At 60.1% G+C, this 18,310-nt stretch carries 18 protein-coding genes and 3 tRNA genes; 14 read left to right on the top strand and 7 right to left on the bottom strand.

Annotation, left to right across the window (positions count from 1 at the left end):
* Positions 1–119 precede the first annotated feature (119 nt).
* The 4 genes from TK06_RS11305 to TK06_RS11290 all read left to right on the top strand — a co-directional run bounded on the left by TK06_RS11305 (position 120) and on the right by TK06_RS11290 (position 6,147).
* Positions 120–2,696 (top strand): bifunctional diguanylate cyclase/phosphodiesterase, encoded by a 2,577-nt coding sequence (locus TK06_RS11305; RefSeq protein WP_063322145.1) that lies wholly within the window; start codon positions 120–122, stop codon positions 2,694–2,696.
* Between the two features lie 69 nt (positions 2,697–2,765).
* A complete protein-coding gene (gene xth, locus TK06_RS11300) occupies positions 2,766–3,560 on the top strand; it encodes an exodeoxyribonuclease III (RefSeq protein ID WP_063322144.1) in 795 nt (264 codons plus the stop codon).
* 117 nt (positions 3,561–3,677) lie between these two features.
* A complete protein-coding gene (locus tag TK06_RS11295) occupies positions 3,678–4,502 on the top strand; it encodes an arylamine N-acetyltransferase family protein (RefSeq protein WP_063322143.1) in 825 nt (274 codons plus the stop codon).
* 124 nt (positions 4,503–4,626) lie between these two features.
* Positions 4,627–6,147, top strand: coding sequence for a nucleobase:cation symporter-2 family protein (locus TK06_RS11290; RefSeq protein ID WP_063322142.1), 1,521 nt, complete (start codon positions 4,627–4,629; stop codon positions 6,145–6,147).
* A 170-nt stretch (positions 6,148–6,317) separates the two neighbouring features.
* On the opposite strand, the gene TK06_RS11285 is transcribed toward TK06_RS11290, so the two are convergent.
* The gene (locus TK06_RS11285; protein WP_063322141.1) at positions 6,318–6,668 is read right to left on the bottom strand and encodes a hypothetical protein; all 351 of its coding nucleotides are present in this window, start codon (positions 6,666–6,668) and stop codon (positions 6,318–6,320) included.
* 260 nt (positions 6,669–6,928) lie between these two features.
* On the opposite strand from TK06_RS11285, the gene TK06_RS11280 reads away from it, so the two are divergent.
* The gene (locus TK06_RS11280; RefSeq protein ID WP_063322140.1) at positions 6,929–7,750 is read left to right on the top strand and encodes a shikimate 5-dehydrogenase; all 822 of its coding nucleotides are present in this window, start codon (positions 6,929–6,931) and stop codon (positions 7,748–7,750) included.
* 6 nt (positions 7,751–7,756) lie between these two features.
* Here TK06_RS11280 and TK06_RS11275 read toward each other — a convergent pair whose 3' ends face one another.
* Positions 7,757–8,404 (bottom strand): YceH family protein, encoded by a 648-nt coding sequence (locus tag TK06_RS11275; RefSeq protein ID WP_063322139.1) that lies wholly within the window; start codon positions 8,402–8,404, stop codon positions 7,757–7,759.
* Positions 8,405–8,534: 130 nt separating this feature from the next.
* Here TK06_RS11275 and TK06_RS11270 point away from each other — a divergent pair, with 130 nt between their 5' ends.
* Positions 8,535–9,044: a DUF1993 domain-containing protein gene (locus tag TK06_RS11270; protein WP_063322138.1), complete on the top strand. Its 510-nt coding sequence runs from the start codon at positions 8,535–8,537 to the stop codon at positions 9,042–9,044.
* 217 nt (positions 9,045–9,261) lie between these two features.
* Here TK06_RS11270 and sstT read toward each other — a convergent pair whose 3' ends face one another.
* Positions 9,262–10,494 carry a serine/threonine transporter SstT gene (gene sstT / locus TK06_RS11265; RefSeq protein WP_063322137.1) on the bottom strand — a complete coding sequence of 411 codons (1,233 nt, stop codon included), beginning with the start codon at positions 10,492–10,494 and terminating at the stop codon, positions 9,262–9,264.
* A gap of 282 nt (positions 10,495–10,776) precedes the next feature.
* Between sstT and TK06_RS11260 the strand changes: the two genes are divergently transcribed.
* Positions 10,777–11,928 (top strand): MFS transporter, encoded by a 1,152-nt coding sequence (locus TK06_RS11260; RefSeq protein ID WP_063322136.1) that lies wholly within the window; start codon positions 10,777–10,779, stop codon positions 11,926–11,928.
* On the opposite strand, the gene nhaR is transcribed toward TK06_RS11260, so the two are convergent.
* Positions 11,925–12,821, bottom strand: coding sequence for a transcriptional activator NhaR (gene nhaR / locus TK06_RS11255; protein WP_063322135.1), 897 nt, complete (start codon positions 12,819–12,821; stop codon positions 11,925–11,927). The genes TK06_RS11260 and nhaR overlap by 4 nt on opposite strands.
* 139 nt (positions 12,822–12,960) lie before the next feature.
* Between nhaR and TK06_RS11250 the strand changes: the two genes are divergently transcribed.
* Both TK06_RS11250 and TK06_RS11245 read left to right on the top strand, forming a co-directional pair.
* Complete coding sequence (locus tag TK06_RS11250) at positions 12,961–13,212, top strand: hypothetical protein (protein WP_063322134.1); 252 nt, start codon at positions 12,961–12,963, stop codon at positions 13,210–13,212.
* Positions 13,213–13,238: 26 nt separating this feature from the next.
* Entirely contained in the window at positions 13,239–13,988 is a 750-nt protein-coding gene (locus TK06_RS11245; RefSeq protein ID WP_063322133.1) for a TerC family protein, read from the top strand.
* Between the two features lie 71 nt (positions 13,989–14,059).
* Here TK06_RS11245 and TK06_RS32740 read toward each other — a convergent pair whose 3' ends face one another.
* Positions 14,060–14,224, bottom strand: a complete 165-nt coding sequence (locus TK06_RS32740; RefSeq protein ID WP_170867309.1) for a hypothetical protein — start codon at positions 14,222–14,224, stop codon at positions 14,060–14,062.
* 224 nt (positions 14,225–14,448) lie between these two features.
* Between TK06_RS32740 and TK06_RS11240 the strand changes: the two genes are divergently transcribed.
* Positions 14,449–15,126, top strand: coding sequence for a hypothetical protein (locus TK06_RS11240; RefSeq protein ID WP_063322132.1), 678 nt, complete (start codon positions 14,449–14,451; stop codon positions 15,124–15,126).
* A 100-nt stretch (positions 15,127–15,226) separates the two neighbouring features.
* The gene (locus tag TK06_RS11235) at positions 15,227–15,421 is read left to right on the top strand and encodes a DUF6021 family protein (RefSeq protein ID WP_060738326.1); all 195 of its coding nucleotides are present in this window, start codon (positions 15,227–15,229) and stop codon (positions 15,419–15,421) included.
* Between the two features lie 12 nt (positions 15,422–15,433).
* Here the strand turns inward: TK06_RS11235 and pbpG are convergent, their stop codons facing one another.
* Positions 15,434–16,372, bottom strand: coding sequence for a D-alanyl-D-alanine endopeptidase (gene pbpG / locus TK06_RS11230; RefSeq protein WP_063322131.1), 939 nt, complete (start codon positions 16,370–16,372; stop codon positions 15,434–15,436).
* 314 nt (positions 16,373–16,686) lie between these two features.
* A complete protein-coding gene (folD, locus tag TK06_RS11225) occupies positions 16,687–17,541 on the bottom strand; it encodes a bifunctional methylenetetrahydrofolate dehydrogenase/methenyltetrahydrofolate cyclohydrolase FolD (RefSeq protein WP_003199858.1) in 855 nt (284 codons plus the stop codon).
* A gap of 281 nt (positions 17,542–17,822) precedes the next feature.
* Here folD and TK06_RS11220 point away from each other — a divergent pair.
* From TK06_RS11220 to TK06_RS11210, 3 genes are all read left to right on the top strand, one after another.
* Positions 17,823–17,899, top strand: a tRNA-Arg gene (locus tag TK06_RS11220).
* Positions 17,900–17,940: 41 nt separating this feature from the next.
* Positions 17,941–18,016 (top strand) — tRNA-His (locus tag TK06_RS11215).
* A gap of 58 nt (positions 18,017–18,074) precedes the next feature.
* Positions 18,075–18,159, top strand: a tRNA-Leu gene (locus TK06_RS11210).
* Positions 18,160–18,310: the final 151 nt, after the last annotated feature.

Raw genomic sequence — 18,310 nt, 5'->3', positions numbered from 1 at the left:
CAAAGAACCGTGGGCTCGCCAAATGATCAGGCAGCGGGTGCTAAGGTTGGGAGCATGACTGGCCGCGGATCCTCACCGTTCTCGATCGGAGCCAGCGTTGACAGGACAGGAGCAGATCAATGGATTCCGCTGCCGATACCCCTTCAAACACTGCGCGTCACACACCGATTACCCGTCGCCTGGTCGTGGCGGTCGGGGCACTTTTTGTCCTGGGCGTTCTGGTGGCGGTTGCCGCGTTGTTCAATATTGCGCAAAAGCTGGACGCGGAGGATGTGCGCAAGACGCATTTCTATATCGAGCGTGCCCTCGAGAATCGCATCACCGCTTCGAAAAACTACATTGCCAGCTATGCCTACTGGACCACGGGCTACGAGCGCCTCAACGGTGAAGTCGATGTGCAATGGGCCTACGCCGAACAGAACATGGGCAAAACCCTGTTCACCAATGATGAATACGAGGGTGTGTTTGTCGTTGATCGGCAACGCACCAAATATGCCGTGGTGCGCGGGCGCAATGTCCAAGGTGATGCCGCGATGTATATGAATGCATCGCTGACGGACCTGGTCGACCAGCTCCAGGCGCAGCCCGACCTGACGATGTCCATGACTCGCTACACCTTGTTCGAGGGCTGGCCGGCCATCATGACGGCTTCGGTGATCCTGCCCAACGACGAACGACCCCAGGTCGAGTCCAAAGGCACCTCGGTCTTGCTGTTCGTCGACCAACTGACGCCGGTCAAGCTGCGCAAGTTGGGCAAGAGTTATGGCCTCACCGACTTGAATCTCAAGAAAGACACCGAGCTTGAGCCTGGCCGGCCGGCCGTGCCGCTGGACAGTACCGGTTTCAGCCTGGTGTCTCGCCTGGAGCGGCCGGGCCAGCAATTGCTCTGGTCCCTGTTGCCGCCGCTGGGTGGCGCGTTGCTGATTCTGGCACTGCTGACCGCTTACTTTTCTCGCTATGCGTTGCGCACGGCACGGCATGTGGACGCCAGTTACGACAGCCTGGAACAGTCGGCGCATGCCCTGGAGGCCAGCGAAGAGCGCTTCCGGGCCGTGGCCGAGGCGGCTTCCGACTGGATTTGGGAAATCGACGGGCAGCAACGCATCACTTATCTGTCGGGGCGTTTCAATACGGTCACCGGGTTTTCCGACCAGCAATGGCTGGGGCAGGACATCGAACAACTGCTGTATTGCGACACCACGCCGATTGCCCTCTGGCTGGGCAAGTTGACGGAGGAACAGAACGCCAGCAACTTGCGCTGTTCCTACCGTGATCATTCCGGGCAGTTGCGTTTCTGCCGTGTCTCGGCACGCCCGATCTTTAACAAGGCTGAGGTGGTGGGCTATCGCGGCACCGCCAGTGACATCACCGATGAAGTGGCGGCCCATGCCCAGGTCCAGCACCTGTCGATGCATGATGCACTGACCGGCCTGCCGAACCGTAACAAGCTGGCGCGACATCTTGATGATGCGCTGGTGGCCAAGGAGCATTCCGCGCCGCTGACCTTGCTGATGGTCGACCTGGACAACTTCAAGCCGATCAACGACTCTCTCGGCCACCCGGCCGGCGACGCGGTGTTGCTGGAAGTGGCCCAGCGACTGCGCGACTGTACCCGCGAGCAAGACCTGGTGGCGCGCCTGGGAGGGGACGAGTTCGTGGTGGTGCTCAACGGGATGGAGCACACCACTGAGATCGATCGATTCTGTGAGCGGCTGATCGACAGCCTGCAGCAGCCGATCCTCTACGAAACCCATTCGTTGCACATCGGCGCGAGCATTGGCATCGCTGTCAGCCGCCGCCAGGGTTATGTCCCCGGAGAACTGATCCGCTGCGCCGACATTGCCTTGTACCAGGCCAAGTCCGAGGGCAAGAAAACCTGGTGCTATTTCGCTTCGCAGATGAACGATCAGATCCAGCATCGTCGCCAACTGGAGAGCGACCTGCGCCAGGCGGTGAAGAAAAACGAATTCGTCCTGCATTTCCAGCCGCGCTACACCGTCGATGGTCGGGAGATCGTGGCGGTCGAGGCTTTGGTGCGCTGGCAGCATCCGACCCAAGGCTTGTTGAGCCCCGACGCCTTTATTCCATTGGCCGAGCAAACCGACCTGATTGTCCCGCTTTCGCGATGGGTATTGCGCGAGGCCTGCGAAACCGCACTGACCTGGCCGGGAGAATTGATGGTTTCGGTCAATCTGTCACCGGCGCAGTTCGAGCGCAGCGATGTGGTGGAGGATGTGCGACAGGTGTTGATCGAAACCCGTTTCCCGGCGAGTCGCCTGGAACTGGAGATCACTGAAAACGTGATGCTCAACGACGTTGATGGCGCTCTGCAGGTCATGAATGCCCTGAAGGAACTGGGCGTGCGCTTGAACATGGACGATTTCGGTACCGGTTATTCGTCCCTCGGTTATCTGCGCACCTATCCATTCGATGGCATCAAGATCGACAAGCGCTTCATTGCTTCGATGAGCAACAGCAGCAATGACCGCGCCGTGGTGCAGGCGATCATCAACCTGGGCAAGGCCATGGGGCTGACGGTGACTGCCGAGGGCGTGGAAACCCTGGCCCAGCTCGGCTCACTGGGCTCGGACCAGTGCCACGAGGTGCAGGGTTATTTCCTCAGCCGGCCGATCGACAAGCAAGCCTTTGCACGCTTATTGGAGAGTGGCCTGCCGCTGCCGAAAACGGGTTCCTGAAAACCTGTTGCAACCACCCAGTCCGGTTGTCGGTCACAACTGTGACTTGGCATTTCGAGTTCTGGCGCTATGAAAAACCTTCGGATCGCGACCTTCAATATCAATGGCATCCGGGCCCGACTGCCCAATCTGCTGGAATGGCTGGAGCGGGAAAAACCCGACATTGCCTGTTTGCAGGAGCTCAAGGCCGTGGACAATGATTTCCCGGCGGCGGAACTGGAGTCGGTGGGGTACGGGGCGATCTGGCATGGGCAGGCATCCTGGAACGGCGTCGCGATCCTGGCCCGTGACGCGCAGCCGCTGGAGAGCCGCCGAGGCCTGCCCGGTGGGGATGACGACAGCCACAGTCGCTATCTGGAGGCGGCGGTGCATGGCGTGCTGGTGGGCTGCCTGTACCTCCCCAACGGCAATCCGCAACCGGGTCCCAAGTTCGACTACAAACTGGCGTGGTTCGAACGGCTGATCGACTACGCCCAAGGGTTGCAGGCCAGCGATCACCCTGTGGTGCTGGCCGGTGACTACAACGTGGTTCCCACCGACATGGACATCTACAACCCGCGCTCCTGGCTCAAGGATGCGCTGTTGCAGCCAGAAAGCCGCGCGTGCTACCAGCGACTGCTGGACCAGGGCTGGACCGATTCGTTGCGCCACCTGTATCCAGATGAGCGGGTCTACACTTTCTGGGATTATTTCCGTCAGCACTGGCAGAAAAATTCCGGGCTGCGCATCGATCACCTGCTACTCAACCCGGCGGCCAGCGCGTACCTGAGCGAAGCCGGCGTGGACGCCTGGGTCCGGAACCAACCCCACCCCAGCGACCACGCGCCCACCTGGATCCGGCTGGCGTCACGCAAGCGGCGGTGAACAGGCGAGGCATCCCGGTCGATTGTTGTCTCTGTGAGGGGAATGCCTTATACCTGGCGCCCAACAGCGGTGCGCTTGTCGTGAGCGCAGCGCCGACCCTGGAAAAGGACACCCCTCATGAGTCACCTCCAACTGAGCGACAAGGCCCGCTATCTGCTGCGCCTGGGTTTCGACACCCCGCCAGCGCCGACCCTCGACACGTTGCGTCAACTGCAACGGCGCCATACCGCCGAGTTCCCTTTTGAAACCCTGTCGACGTTGCTGCGTCAACCCGTGCCCATCGACCTTGAATCGGTCGAACGAAAAGTGTTCGAACAAGGGCGCGGCGGCTATTGCTATGAACTCAACCAACTATTTTTTGCGCTGTTGCTGGAGTTGGGTTTCGACGCCCGCGGCATCACCGGGCGCGTGGTGATGAACGCGCCTGAAGGCTCTTGGGCTGCCCGGACCCACCGCTTGAGCCTGGTGACGTTAGATGGCGTGCGCTACATCACCGACGTCGGCTTTGGCGGCATGGTGCCCACTGCGCCGTTGCTGCTGGACAGCCGTGAGGCCCAAACCACCCCCCATGAGCTGTACCGCATCGAAACCCATGCGGACGGTTACCTGCTGCGCGCCAACGTCGACGACGAATGGCGGCCAATGTACCTGTTCGATCTGCAACGCCAGGAAGACATCGACTACACCCTCGGTAATTGGTACGTCAGCAGCCACCCGGAATCCCCGTTCATGGGCCGGTTGATGGTTGCACGCACCGGTGACGGGTTGCGCAAGACCCTGAACGGCAACAGCTACGCGGTGCACCGGATAGGGCAGCAGAGCGAACGCCGGGTGATCGCCGATGCCGATGAATTGATTGACTTGCTCGAACAAGAGTTTGGCCTGCGCGTACCGCCGCGCGAGCTGTTGCGACCGGCGATTGTGAAGGTGCTCCAGCCATAAGAAAGCTGTTGGCCGGGGGTACCTGTTCCTGGTTAGGGTAACAAGTTGTATACAGCTATATGGACATTTGTCCTGAGTTTTGAATACAGTGTGCCCATAACAAAAAACAGGGAATCCCCGAACCATGAAAACGCCCCATGTTTCACTCCCACGGCCCGAGGACGAAAACCTTGGCGTCGGCGCGAATATGGCTTACGGCCTGCAACATGTGTTGACCATGTACGGCGGCATCGTCGCCGTGCCGTTGATCATCGGCCAGGCGGCCGGGCTCTCGCCCGCGGACATCGGTCTGTTGATTGCCGCGTCATTGTTCGCGGGGGGCTTGGCAACGTTGCTGCAAACCCTCGGCCTGCCGTTTTTTGGCTGCCAATTGCCCTTGGTGCAGGGCGTATCGTTCTCGGGCGTGGCGACCATGGTGGCGATTGTCGGCAGCGGCGGGGAAGGCGGCTTTCAAGCCATCCTTGGCGCGGTGATCGCCGCGTCGCTGATTGGTTTGCTGATTACCCCGGTGTTTTCGCGCATTACCCGGTTCTTTCCGCCATTGGTCACCGGCATCGTGATCACCACCATCGGCCTGACCCTGATGCCGGTAGCGGCGCGCTGGGCCATGGGTGGCAACAGCCACGCCGCTGATTTTGGCAGCATGGCCAATATCGGCCTGGCGGCGGTGACTCTGGTGCTGGTGCTATTGCTGAGCAAAATGGGCAGCGCAACCATCTCCCGGTTGTCGATTCTGCTGGCGATGGTCATTGGTACCGTCATCGCGGTGTTCCTTGGCATGGCGGACTTTTCATCGGTCAGCCAAGGCCCGATGTTCGGCTTCCCGACACCGTTCCATTTCGGCATGCCGACTTTCCATATCGCCGCGATCCTGTCGATGTGCATTGTGATCATGGTGACCTTGGTGGAAACCTCTGCCGACATCCTGGCTGTGGGCGAGATCATCGACACCAAGGTCGACTCCAGGCGCCTGGGTAACGGCTTGCGGGCTGACATGCTGTCGAGCATGATCGCGCCGATCTTCGGTTCCTTCACCCAAAGCGCCTTTGCCCAGAACGTCGGGCTGGTGGCCGTGACAGGAATCAAGAGCCGTTTCGTGGTGGCGACCGGTGGCGTGTTCCTGGTGGTACTCGGGCTGCTGCCGTTCATGGGCCGGGTGATCGCCGCAGTGCCGACCTCGGTGCTGGGCGGTGCCGGTATCGTACTGTTTGGCACTGTGGCTGCCAGCGGCATCCGCACGCTGTCGAAAGTCGATTACCGCAACAACGTCAACCTGATCATCGTCGCCACCTCCATTGGTTTTGGCATGATTCCCATCGCCGCACCGAATTTCTATGACCATTTCCCGAGCTGGTTCGCGACCATTTTCCATTCGGGCATCAGTTCTTCGGCGATCATGGCGATCGTGCTGAACCTGGCGTTCAACCACTTCACTGCCGGTAACTCCGACCAGCAGTCGGTTTTCGCCGCCGGCACCGAGCGAGTGTTGCGCTATCAGGACCTGGCAGCGCTACGTGAAGGTGATTACTTCAGCGATGGCAAGCTGCACGACTGCGATGGCAACGAGATTCCCGTGGTGGCGGAGCCTGTTCACGGGGTGGCGGAGCATGGGCCGATCCGACTGAAAAGCAGCGAGCACGTCTGACAATTCCCTGTGGCGAGGGAGCTTGCTCCCGCTGGACGCGAAGCGGCCCTGTTTTAGGACTGCTGCGCAGCCCAGCGGGAGCAAGCTCCCTCGCCACAGGGGTTATCCAGTGGACACGAAAAAGCCTGTGATCAATGATCACAGGCTTTTTTGTGCCGCCCGGGAGCCGGTTACCAGCGGCCGTAATGACCCCGGGGTGGGCCGTAGTAATAGCCCCGTGGTGGCCCGTAATACACCGGTGCCGGGCGATAGTAGATCGGTCGCTCTACATACACCGGCTGCGGCTGGTAGTAGACCGGTGGCGGGGCCTGGTAGTAGACCGGCTGTGGCTGGACATAGACCGGTTGCTGCACATACACCGGCCGATCACGGTTGATGATGGCTGAGCCAACGATGGCCGAACCGACGATGGCACCAAAAACGGCGGGCCCCTCCCAACCACCACGACCGTGGGCGGATGCCTGGCCGGTGACCGCGAGTGCCCCCATGAGCAGGGCGATGATGGGAAGTCTACGATTCATGGCTGTTCCTCGTTTCGGCCCCGGCGCCTGTGGTCTGCAACAGACCCGATGAGGGTCGCGGGGATACTTGCTATGACAGCGATTTTCTCAGGATTTGCAACGCCGTTGGGTAAATATTGTGTAAGGTCTGTAGCGCTTTTATTGACCGCGCCGGGTCATCCTGTGGCCTGAGATAGGGCCGGGCCTGACGGTATCATCATCGAATAAACCTTTCGCGACGGCCCTTCCATCTGTCCGAAAGTGAACGCAAGGAGACACGCATGCAGATCAATCCCAACAAAGACACCCAACTGTGCATGTCGCTATCGGGGCGTCCCGGAAACTTCGGCCTGCGTTTTCATAATCACCTGTATGAACAATTGGGCCTGAATTTCTATTACAAGGCGTTTAGCAGCCAGGATTTGCCTGGAGCTGTGGGCGGTATCCGTGCCCTGGGGATTCGTGGATGCGGTGTGTCGATGCCGTTCAAGGAAGCCTGCATTGCCCTGGTGGATGAGCTGGATCCTTCCGCCGCCGCGATCGAGTCGATCAATACGATCGTCAATACCAACGGCCATCTTAAGGCCTACAACACCGACTACATTGCCATCGCCCAGTTGTTACAAAGCCACGCGGTGCCCAAGGACTCGACCTTTGCCTTGCGCGGTAGCGGCGGCATGGCCAAGGCTGTGGCCAGTGCCTTGCGCGATGGGGGTTACCAGAACGGGCTGATCGTTGCCCGCAATGAAGCCGCGGGGCGAGCCCTGGCCGAGTCCCTGGGATATGAATGGCAAGCTGACCTGGGTACCCGGCGGCCGCAGATGCTGATCAACGTCACGCCGATCGGCATGACTGGCGGCCCGGAGGCCGATCAGTTGGCGTTTGAGCCCGAGACCATCGTCGCGGCCGAGACTGTGTTTGATGTCGTGGCGATCCCGTCGGAAACGCCACTGATCGTGCGCGCCCGGGCCGAAGGCAAGCGGGTCATCACCGGGCTGGAAGTCATTGCGATCCAGGCCCTGGAACAGTTCGTGCTGTACACCGGTGTGCGGCCCAACCTGGAGCAATTTGAAAAAACCGTGACCTTCGCCCGGTCGGCGTAGGCACTGCTATTCCAGCCGCGACAGGCGTTCTTCCAGGGCCGCGATCCGGGCTTCGAGTTCTTCGATGCGCTCCAGCGAGACAGCGCTACCGGCTCCACGCTCCAATGGGTGCTGGCGGGCGGCGAGAATCGCTTCGATGTCCGCCGGATCGCCCATGGCGTGCACATAGCGGTCTTCGCGCTGGCCGGCCTGGCGTGGCACCAGCAACGCCAGACCGCGGGCGATCAGGCGTTCGAGCTGGTGCACCACTTGTTCGGCGTCTTCGAAGTCGTGCATCCGACCGCTGCGGGTCAGTAGCTCATTGACTGTTTGCGGGCCACGCAGGAACAGCAGGCCCATCAGGACCACCTGGGCTGGCACCAGCTCCAGGGCTTTGTCGACCCGATGTTCCCAGCGGTCGGCGCGGCTGCCCATCACCAGTTTGGTAAAGCCGCGACCTTCCAACGCCCGCAGGCTCTGGCCGACCTGGCCCGGGTTGAGGTTCATCACCGGTTCGCGGCTGGTTTTCTGGTTGCAGGCCAGTACCAAGGCGTTGAGCGTCAGCGGGTAGGTCTCAGGGTTGGTGGCCTGTTTTTCGACCAGCGCGCCGAGGATGCGGATTTCCGTGCTATTGAGCCGTGGTTCTTCAGCCTGCTGTTGTTCTTCGATGCTCATCGCGCGTTCCCTATGCTGTGGAAGCCGCCTAGCCTAATCCTTGCGCAATAAAAGACAAGTCGTGCAACAAGCCGTGGCTATAATCGCAGCCGTTTGATTCATTCTTTCCTGCCACCTGCATGAGATTGCCATGACTATTTCCCTGTACGCCGCTTCCGTCCCGGTTTTCAAGCAGATGCTCAACGCGTTGAGCGACGTTCTGAACAAGGCCGAAGCCCACGCCACCGCGAAAAACATCGACCCGAACGCCTTCCTGCAAGCTCGCCTGTACCCGGACATGTTCCCGCTGGTGCGCCAAGTACAGATCGCGGTGGACTTCGCCAAAGGTGTGTCTGCACGCCTTGCCGAGATCGACGTGCCGAAGTATGAGGACACCGAGACCACGTTCGCCGAGCTGCAAGCCCTGATCGCCAAGGTCTTGGCCTTTATCGACGGCATCAGCCCTGCGCAGATCGATGGCAAGGAAGGCATCGAAATCGTTACCCGTCCAGGGACGCCTAAAGAGAAGCGCTTCAGCGGCCAGAATTATCTGCTGACCTACGGCCTGCCGCAGTTCTTCTTCCACGTCACCACCACTTATGCCTTGCTGCGCCACAATGGCGTGGAAGTGGGCAAGCGCGACTACATGGGCGCGTTCTAACCCCGCAGGCATGAAAAAGCCCGGGACGGTGTGGGCCGTTCCCGGGCTTTTTTGTGGCTGTCACATCCTCGGCGGATATACCGCCGCTATCGCGAGCAAGCTCGCTCCCACAGGGGATCTGTTGTGTAGCGGCTATTGTGTGAGCGCCGCTGCCCTCTGTGGGAGCGCTTGCACCGGGCGGCGATCCGACGATGACGACGAATAGCCACCGCAGTTGTTACGCCGTACGCGCGAGCTTCTCTTCCTCACCCAGGCACGCCGCCGCTGTGAACAGCACATCCGTAGACGAATTCAACGCCGTCTCCGCCGAGTCCTGCAGGACACCGATGATGAAGCCCACCGCGACCACTTGCATGGCGATCTCACTGGGAATGCCAAACAGGCTGCACGCCAGGGGAATCAGCAACAGCGAACCACCGGCCACCCCGGATGCGCCGCACGCGCAAATGGCCGCGACAACGCTCAGCAGCACGGCCGTTGGGATATCCACTGCGATACCCAGGGTATGCACGGCCGCCAGGGTCAGTACGGTGATGGTGATGGCGGCGCCGGCCATGTTGATGGTCGCGCCCAGAGGGATCGACACCGAATAGGTGTCTTCGTGCAGGCCCAGGCGTTTGCTCAGCTCCAGGTTCACCGGAATATTCGCCGCCGAGCTGCGCGTGAAAAATGCCGTGATACCGCTCTCGCGCAGGCAGGTGAATACCAGTGGGTAGGGGTTGCGACGCAGTTTCCAGAACACGATGAGTGGGTTGACCACCAACGCCACGAACAGCATGCAGCCGATCAGTACGGTGAGCAGGTGCAGGTAACCGAGTAGTGCGCCGAAGCCGGAAGTGGCCAGCGTCGAGGCTACCAGGCCGAAGATCCCCAGTGGGGCGAAGCGAATGACCACGCGCACGATGACAGTCACGCCGTTGGACAGGTCTTCGAGCACGGTGCGGGTGGTCTGACCAGCATGACGAATGGCGATGCCCATGCCGATGGCCCAGGCCAGGATGCCGATGAAGTTACCGTCCATCAGCGCCCGGACCGGGTTATCCACCACGCTCAGCAACAGGCTTTGCAGCACCTCGCTGATGCCCCCGGGCGCCGTGACCGCGACGTCTTGGGTCGATAGCACCAGGCTGGACGGAAACAGTGTACTGGCAACCACCGCGACCACCGCCGCGGTGAACGTGCCCAGCAGGTAGAGGAACAGGATCGGCCGGATATGGGTTTCCTGGCCGTGCTTGTGGTTGGCGATGGATGCCATGACCAGCACGAATACCAGGATCGGCGCCACGGCCTTGAGCGCGGACACGAAGACCTTGCCGATGAATGCGGTGGATTTGGCCACGTCGGGCGCCAGCCATGCCAGGACAATACCGGCGATCAGACCGATGATGATTTGCGTCACCAGGCTGGTGCGTTTGAGGCGTTGCATAGGGGTAACGGACGAAGCTGTCATAGCGGCATCTCTGATTTTATTGTGTGCGACGGTCGACGAGTCAGGGCAACAAGCGGGCAAGCCACATGAGCGGACCGTGGGAAAGTACGGCGTTTGCAGGCCGCGGACTTTATCACAGCCGGTAACAAATCTGACGGACCTGTGACAGTCCGTCACCCTTATCCGGGTCCTGGCATGCGTTTGTAAGACGCGCGCATTCTGTTAGGCTTTGCCGTTCTCACTTTCTTACTGCCAGCGGGCCCTTGGGCTAACGCTGGTGTCGTCGTTTCGCTGGAGTTCTGCATGTTGTTACCCATTTTCCTGTTGTCGGCCGCCGGTTTTACGGTGCTGACCACGGAATTCGTCATCGTTGGCCTGTTGCCCTCTATCGCCCGCGACTTGCAGGTCAGCATCCCCCAGGCCGGCCTACTGGTGACGTTGTTCGCGTTTACGGTGGCGGCGTTCGGGCCTTTCCTGACGGCCTGGTTCGCCCGCTTTGAGCGGCGCAAGTTGTTTATCAGCGTGCTGGTGATGTTCGGTCTGGCCAACATGCTCGCCGCCGTTGCCCCCAACATCTGGGTGATGGCCGTTGCCCGGTTGATCCCGGCCCTGGGGCTGCCGGTGTTCTGGGCGCTGGCCAGTGAAACGGCGGTGGACATTGTCGGGCCACAGTTGGCCGGGCGGGCCATCGCCCGAATCGGCTTTGGCATCGTCTGTGCCACGGTGTTCGGCATTCCCGTGGGCACGTTGATTTCCGATGCGTTTGGCTGGCGCAGTGCGTTCGCGATCCTGGCGGTCATCGCCTTCGCCAAGGCCTTGCTGCTGTTTATCTACTTGCCGAAAACCAACCTGCACCAGCATCAGGTGAGCTTTCGTTCGCAATTCAAGATCCTGCGCAGCCCGTTGATGCAAGGGCATGTGCTGTTGTCGATCCTGGTGTTCAGCGGCATGTTCACCGCCTACACCTACCTGGCGGATATCCTCGAACGCCTCGCTGGGTTCGATGGCACCCTGGTGGGCTGGTGCCTGATGGGCTTTGGCGCAGTCGGGCTATTGGGCAATTCCCTGGGCGGTCGGGCGGTGGACCGGCATCCGTTGATCGCATCGATGGTCTTCTGCCTGTTCCTGATCGGCGGCATGGTGGCGTTGGTGCCGAGCATTCATTCGCCCCTCGCGCTGGCGGCGGCGATGGGCATCTGGGGCGTAACCCAGGCGGCCTTGTTCCTGGTCAGTCATGTGCGGTTGATGAAGGCGGCTCCGCAGGCCCCGGCCTTTGCCGCATCGTTGAACATCGCCGGGGCCAACCTGGGGATTGGCCTGGGGGCGATGGTCGGTGGCCGGGTCATCGATACCTTGGGCCTGGGCAGTGTCGGGTTTGCGGCGGCCGGGTTCATCTTCGTATCGATTCTGCTGGCGTTGCTGCTGATGACCTTCAAGCCTCGTGTCACCTGCTAAGCGCTGAACAACTCGCGGCGCGCGCCTTCGGCAATCGCGACGATACCGGGGTGGCTGACCTTGCGCTCCACGGAAATGGCGTAGAAGGATTCGCTCACCGCATCGGTCTGGCCGATCACTTCTACGCCGTACTGGCGCTTGACCTCTTCGGCGATCACGCTCGGGCCGATGAAAATTCCGCTGCCTGATTGGCCGAAGGCCTGCATCAATGCGCTGTCGTCGAACTCGCCGACGATACGCGGCTGGATCTGTTGCTCGGCGAACCAGCGTTGCAAGCGACTGCGCACCACGGTTTCCGGCCCGGGAATCAGCAGTGGAGCGTCATGCAGGCCGTGGGGGAAATCCTGCCCGTAGCGTTCGGCCAGCGCGGCGGTGGCGAAAAAGCTGATCCCGCATTCTCCCAGTTTCTGGCTGTAGCCCTTGATGTCCAGGTGGGTCGGCATCGGGCTGTCGGAAATCACCAGGTCCAGACGCTGGATTGCCAAGTCCGCCAGCAACCGTTCGAGCTTGTCCTCGCGACAGGTGATGCGCAGCGGCTCACTCAACTCCATGGTTGGCGCGAGCAGCCGGTAGACGATGGATTTGGGCACCACATCCGCCACCCCGACCCGAAACAGGGTTTGCTGCTCGTTGGGCTGGGCTCGCAGCATCAATTCCAGCTCGCCACCCAACTGGAACATGTGTTCGGCGTAGGGCAAGGTCTGGCGGCCGGCCTCGGTCAGTTCCAGCTGCCGTCCGACGCGGCGAAACAGCTTGATGTTATAGGTCTGTTCGAACAGGGAAATCTGCCCGCTGATGGTCTGTGGGGTCAGGTTCAACTGCTCGCAGGCGCGCACGATGCTGCCGGTTTTAGCCACCACCCAGAAATAATGCAGTTGTCGATAGTTGAGCATGGGATCACGTTGCTTCGTAAAAACCGAAGTATAACCGCTGAAAATACGAATTTTCCTGAAGTATTCGCGTCTCTAGAATGCCTTGCCATTGGTGGGCCACTTTCGTGCTCCTTTTATTCTCCCAAGAGGCATTCATTCCATGACATACAAATCCCTGGGGCTGGCAGCCCTGCTTGTGATGTCCGTAACGACACTGGCGGGTTGTGAACAGGCTGAGAAAAGTGCCCAGCAACTGATGGGCCAGGCAGCGGAAACCGCCAAGCAGGCCATCGATGACACCCACAAGGCCGCCGAACAGGCGATCAGCGAAGCCACCGGCGGGTTGATCAGCCCGAAGAAAAAACCGGCGGACGAAGCTGACGAAACACAAACCCCGACCAAAACCATCTAACACGTCACATCAGTCAGGACTGACCCATGGATTATCTTCTACAGCTCGCCGCCAGCCCCACCGCGTGGATCGCCCTGGCAACTCTGGTGGTCATGGAAATCGTGCTTGGCATCGATAACCTGATCTTCATTTCGATTCTGACCAACAAGCTGCCCGCCCAGCACCGTGCCAAGGCGCGGCGGATCGGTATCGGCATGGCGCTGATCCTGCGCCTGGGCTTGTTGAGCACCATTGCCTTCATTGTGCAGTTGACCGAACCGGTCATCGAAATCCTGGGCCAGGCGTTCTCCTGGAAAGACATGATCCTGATTGCCGGCGGCCTGTTCCTGCTGTGGAAAGCGACCACTGAAATTCACCACAGCATGGACCCTGCACCGAATGACCCCAAGTCGGCCACGTCCGGCGTGACCCTGGGCTTTGCTGCAGCAATCGGTCAGATCCTGATGTTGGACCTGGTGTTTTCCATCGACAGCATCATCACGGCTGTGGGCATGACCGAACATTTGCCGATCATGATCATCGCGGTCGTTGTGTCGGTGTTGGTGATGCTGCTGGCGGCCGAGCCGCTCGCCAAGTTCATCAATGACAACCCGACGGTGGTGATGTTGGCCCTGGGTTTCCTGATCATGATCGGCATGACGCTGATCGCCGAAGGCTTCGGTGCCCATGTGCCCAAGGGCTATATCTACGCGGCCATGGCGTTCTCGGCGGCGATCGAAGTGTTGAACATGTTGTCCCGTCGGGCCAGGGAAAGGGCGTTGGCCGACAACGCCTGATGCCAGGCAGAAAGAAGCCACCCGGGTCCAGGCCCGGGTGGCTTTTTTGCGAGGGGTTGAAAAGCGAATGCTCAGTGTGCGGTGGCGTGGCGTCGCGCGGGTTTTCTGGTTTTTTCCGATTGCGCAGGTGGCGCGTGATGATGGCGCCGGGTGATCCGGAGCACACCCCACAGCATGGCCGTGGCTACGCTCAGCCAGCCGAATATCAGCATCAGAATTGTCGTGGTCAGGCTCATCTGTGCCTCCTTTTTATCCCGGTCCGGGATCACGCACCTAATACATGGACAGTCTAGTCGTCCAAGTGTTGCAGGTAATCGATCCGTGGCCCTCGGGCACGGATCGGTTCGTTCTATCGCGCTCGTAAAACTGCCGTTATGGCTATACCCAGGGCTGTGCGCGCCTTATGATCGTCGACCCAAGCCTGGCCCCGGATGCCGGGCGTCTGAACAAGAGAGTCATCATGTCGCCGGTTATTTCATCTTTTCGATCACTGGTCCTGACGCTGTCCTGCCTCGTTGCCCTGGTGGGGTGTGCGGGCAGTGTGTCGCCGCAGATACAGCGCCTGCCCGAGCGGGTGGAACTTAACAGCGTGCCGTTCTTTCGCGGCGAAATGTACCAGGGCGCCCCGCAGTCCCTGGCTGCCCTGCTGACGTTGCAAGGCACGGTGATCACGCCGGGGCTGCTGGAGAAACCGTTGCACCTGCCGGGTGGCGAAGCCGGTTTGCAACTGAATATGCAGACCCTGGCGCGTGAATACGGGTTGCTGGTGTATCCCCTCGACGCCAAGCTGCCCGCGTTGTTGGAACAGGTCGCGGCGGGCTATCCGGTGCTGGTGCGCTATATCGACGGTTCGGCGTTCTGGGCCGAGCCTCGGTATGGGATTCTCGCCGGCTACAACCGTCAGAAGCAGACGGTATTGCTGCGCTCAGGCATGAACCGGCGGCAATTGATGAGCTTCAGTGCCTTCGAGTCGGCCTTCCAGAGCGCGGGTGGCTGGGCGGTGCTGCTCCAGCGACCTACGCAGCTTCCGGCCAATGTCGACTCGCAGCGGTGGCTCAAGGCAGCGGTCGAATTGGGCGGGGCAGGGCAGGAACAAGCCGCGGCGCGGGCCACCAAGACCTTGGAAGCGGCGCATTGATCGCTCACCCCGTTCGTCACTTGCCGGGCACAACCTGGCAGGTCTGAAGCTCTTATCGTCAGGGTTGGGCATTTTCCGACCGTGATTGGAGGAGGCACGCATGGCGCAGTCGAAAACACCTACGGGGCCACATTCGTCAGAGCATTCCAGCGGTGATGACTTGGGGTTCGATCCGGATTCACCGGATCTTGAGGATCCCCAGGTCGATCCGGTAGGGCCGGCCAAGGCGCCCCTGGACAAGAAGGATGAGCGCAAGCCCAAGCCCTATGATCCGCTGGGTGACTTGAAGCCATAAATAACCTGTGGGTTACTTGGAGGCTTCCACCACGCCACTCTGGCGGCTCTTGAGATTCTTGGCGGCCTTGTATTGCAGGGCCACCGCCGGCACCGCGGCGCTTTTTCCGGTTTCCACCCAGCTACGAATCCGGCTGGCATCGGCGAAGTGCGTGTACTTGCCAAAGGCGTCGAGGATCACCAGCGCCATCGGGCGATTGCCCATTTTCGTCACCAGCACCAGGCAGTGACCGGCCTGGTTGGTGAAGCCAGTCTTGGTCAACTGGATATCCCAGTTGGCCTTGTGGACCAGGTGATCGGTGTTGCGAAATCCCAGGCTGTACACAGGCTTGCGGAAGGTAACGGTCTTTTCCTTGGTCGTGCTCAGTTCGCTCAGCAGCGGATACTTGCGCGCGGCGATCAGCAGCTTGGTCAGGTCCCTGGCAGTCGAGACGTTGTGGATCGACAGGCCCGTCGGTTCGACATAATGGGTGCTGGTCATGCCCAGCGCCTTCGCCTTGGCGTTCATGGCGGCAATGAACGCCGCATAGCCCCCCGGATAGTGGTGGGCGAGGCTGGCGGCGGCGCGGTTTTCCGAAGACATCAGGGCGATCAGCAGCACGTCCCGGCGCGACAGCTCGCTGTTGAGCTTGACCCGGGAAAACACGCCCTTCATCTCTGGGGTGTTGGCGATGGTGATGGAAATGTATTCATCCAGGTTCTGTTTGGCATCCAGCACGATCAGGCCGGTCATCAACTTGGTCACCGACGCGATGGGCACCACCACGTCCGGGTTGCTCGAATAAACGACTTTATCCGTCTGCAGGTCCAGCAACATCGCGCTGCCCGAGGCGACTTGCAGCTTGGCCGTATCCCGTGGGGCTGCGATGGTTTCCTGTGCAGCGACATTCTGCGTGATAAAACTGCCTGTGAAAGCGATGAACAGGCTGATGATCGAAAGACGGATTTTCACGCGAGTAGGCTCGATAGAGTTGAAGGTGCCGTTGAGCAACGACTTTTAAAAAAAACGTCGCATTTTAGGAGTATGGGCGACAGCAGCGCTATATGCCTGTACCGCCAAGGCTTATGAATAAATAAAGTTTCATGGCGGGGGATTTTGGCGAAACGAATCTGAAAAATGTGTAATTTGGCGGCTAAAGTCCGTCGCCGGAAACATCTGTGGGAGCGGGCTTGCTCGCGATAGCGGTGTGCCAGTCAACTGGATGCTGGCTGGTCCATCGCTATCGCGAGCAAGCTCGCTCCCACAGGTTTTTTTGTTGCCGCGTATCAGCTGTGCAGCGTTTCAGCCGCGTACAACGTGTTTTCCAGCAGGCAGGCGCGGGTCATCGGGCCTACGCCGCCAGGTACCGGCGTGATCCAGCCGGCGCGGGGCAGGGCGGTCTCGTAGACCACGTCGCCCACCAGCTTGCCATCTTCCTGGCGATTGATGCCCACGTCGATGACGATGGCGCCTTCCTTGATCCACTCGCCTTTGACCAGGCCGGGTTTGCCGGCGGCCACCACCACCAGGTCCGCGCGGCCGACATGGCCAGCCAGATCCTTGGTGAAACGATGGGTCACGGTCACGGTGCAGCCGGCCAGCAGCAGCTCCATGGCCATTGGACGACCAACGATGTTGGACGCACCCACTACTACGGCGTCGAGGCCATACAGGTCCACGCCAGTGCTTTCCAGCAACGTCATGATGCCTTTCGGGGTGCAGGGACGAAGCAACGGGATGCGCTGGGCCAGGCGACCGACGTTATAAGGATGGAAGCCATCGACGTCTTTGTCCGGGCGGATACGCTCCAACAGCTTGGAGGCGTCGAGGTGTTCAGGCAGCGGCAGCTGGAGCAGAACGCCGTCGATGTTCGGGTCATCGTTCAGGCGATCGATCAGATCGGCCAACGCTTGCTGGGTGGTTTCGGAAGGCAGGTCGTAGGCCTGGGAAAGGAAGCCGACCTCTTCACAGTCTTTACGCTTGTGCGAGACATAAACCTGAGAGGCAGGATCGCTGCCGACCAGGATCACCGCAAGGCCGGGCGTGCGCAGGCCTTGCTGGCGGCGCTCGGTGACTCGTTGGGCGATCTGCTGGCGCAGGCTGGCGGCGATCGATTTGCCGTCGATAAGTTGTGCAGTCATTGCGCGTGGTTAACCATCGAGAGGGGAAAAAAAGAGAACGCATTCTCGCATGCCGGGGCGTGAGGGCAAAGGCGCTTGGTCTGCAAATTCCCCTAACCCCTTTAATTAAATGAATTTTTTTTAAAAAAGAGTTGACGACCTATCAGGCCGTCTATAACATTCGTCGCACTTGTCGGGCACAGCCTAGCACTGGTTAAGAAGGTGGAGCGGAGTTGGTTGTTTAAACTCGGCGAAACTGAAAGCACTTAGTTTGTAATCGTCCAAGAATACAGATTAAAAAGGCGCCCGTAGCTCAGCTGGATAGAGCATCCGCCTTCTAAGCGGATGGTCGCAGGTTCGAGTCCTGCCGGGTGCGCCAATTAGGCAGCTTTGGCACAAGTAAGGCAACAAGGCAATATGGTGGGCGTAGCTCAGTTGGTAGAGCACGGGATTGTGACTCCCGTTGTCGTGGGTTCGATCCCCATCGTCCACCCCATATTCTAGAAAGGCGCCAGATCTAACAATCTGGCGCCTTTGCTTTAAAAGCTTGATACGCGGATGTGGTGGAATTGGTAGACACACTGGATTTAGGTTCCAGCGCCGCAAGGTGTGAGAGTTCGAGTCTCTCCGTCCGCACCATACAAGTCGCTATTTAAATAGCAGAAAACGGCGCAGTACCTGAAAGGGGCTGCGCCGTTTTTGTTTTCAGTGGTTCTGTGTTTGGCGTCGGTACGGTTTTTTGGCGCTGCGCGTAGCGATCGGTTTTTCGCGAATGTGTTTCGCGATGATG

The organism is Pseudomonas fluorescens (assembly GCF_001623525.1).
In the GTDB taxonomy this organism is placed as follows: Bacteria; Pseudomonadota; Gammaproteobacteria; order Pseudomonadales; family Pseudomonadaceae; genus Aquipseudomonas; species Aquipseudomonas fluorescens_Q.
This window is presented reverse-complemented; position numbering and strand designations above follow the sequence as displayed.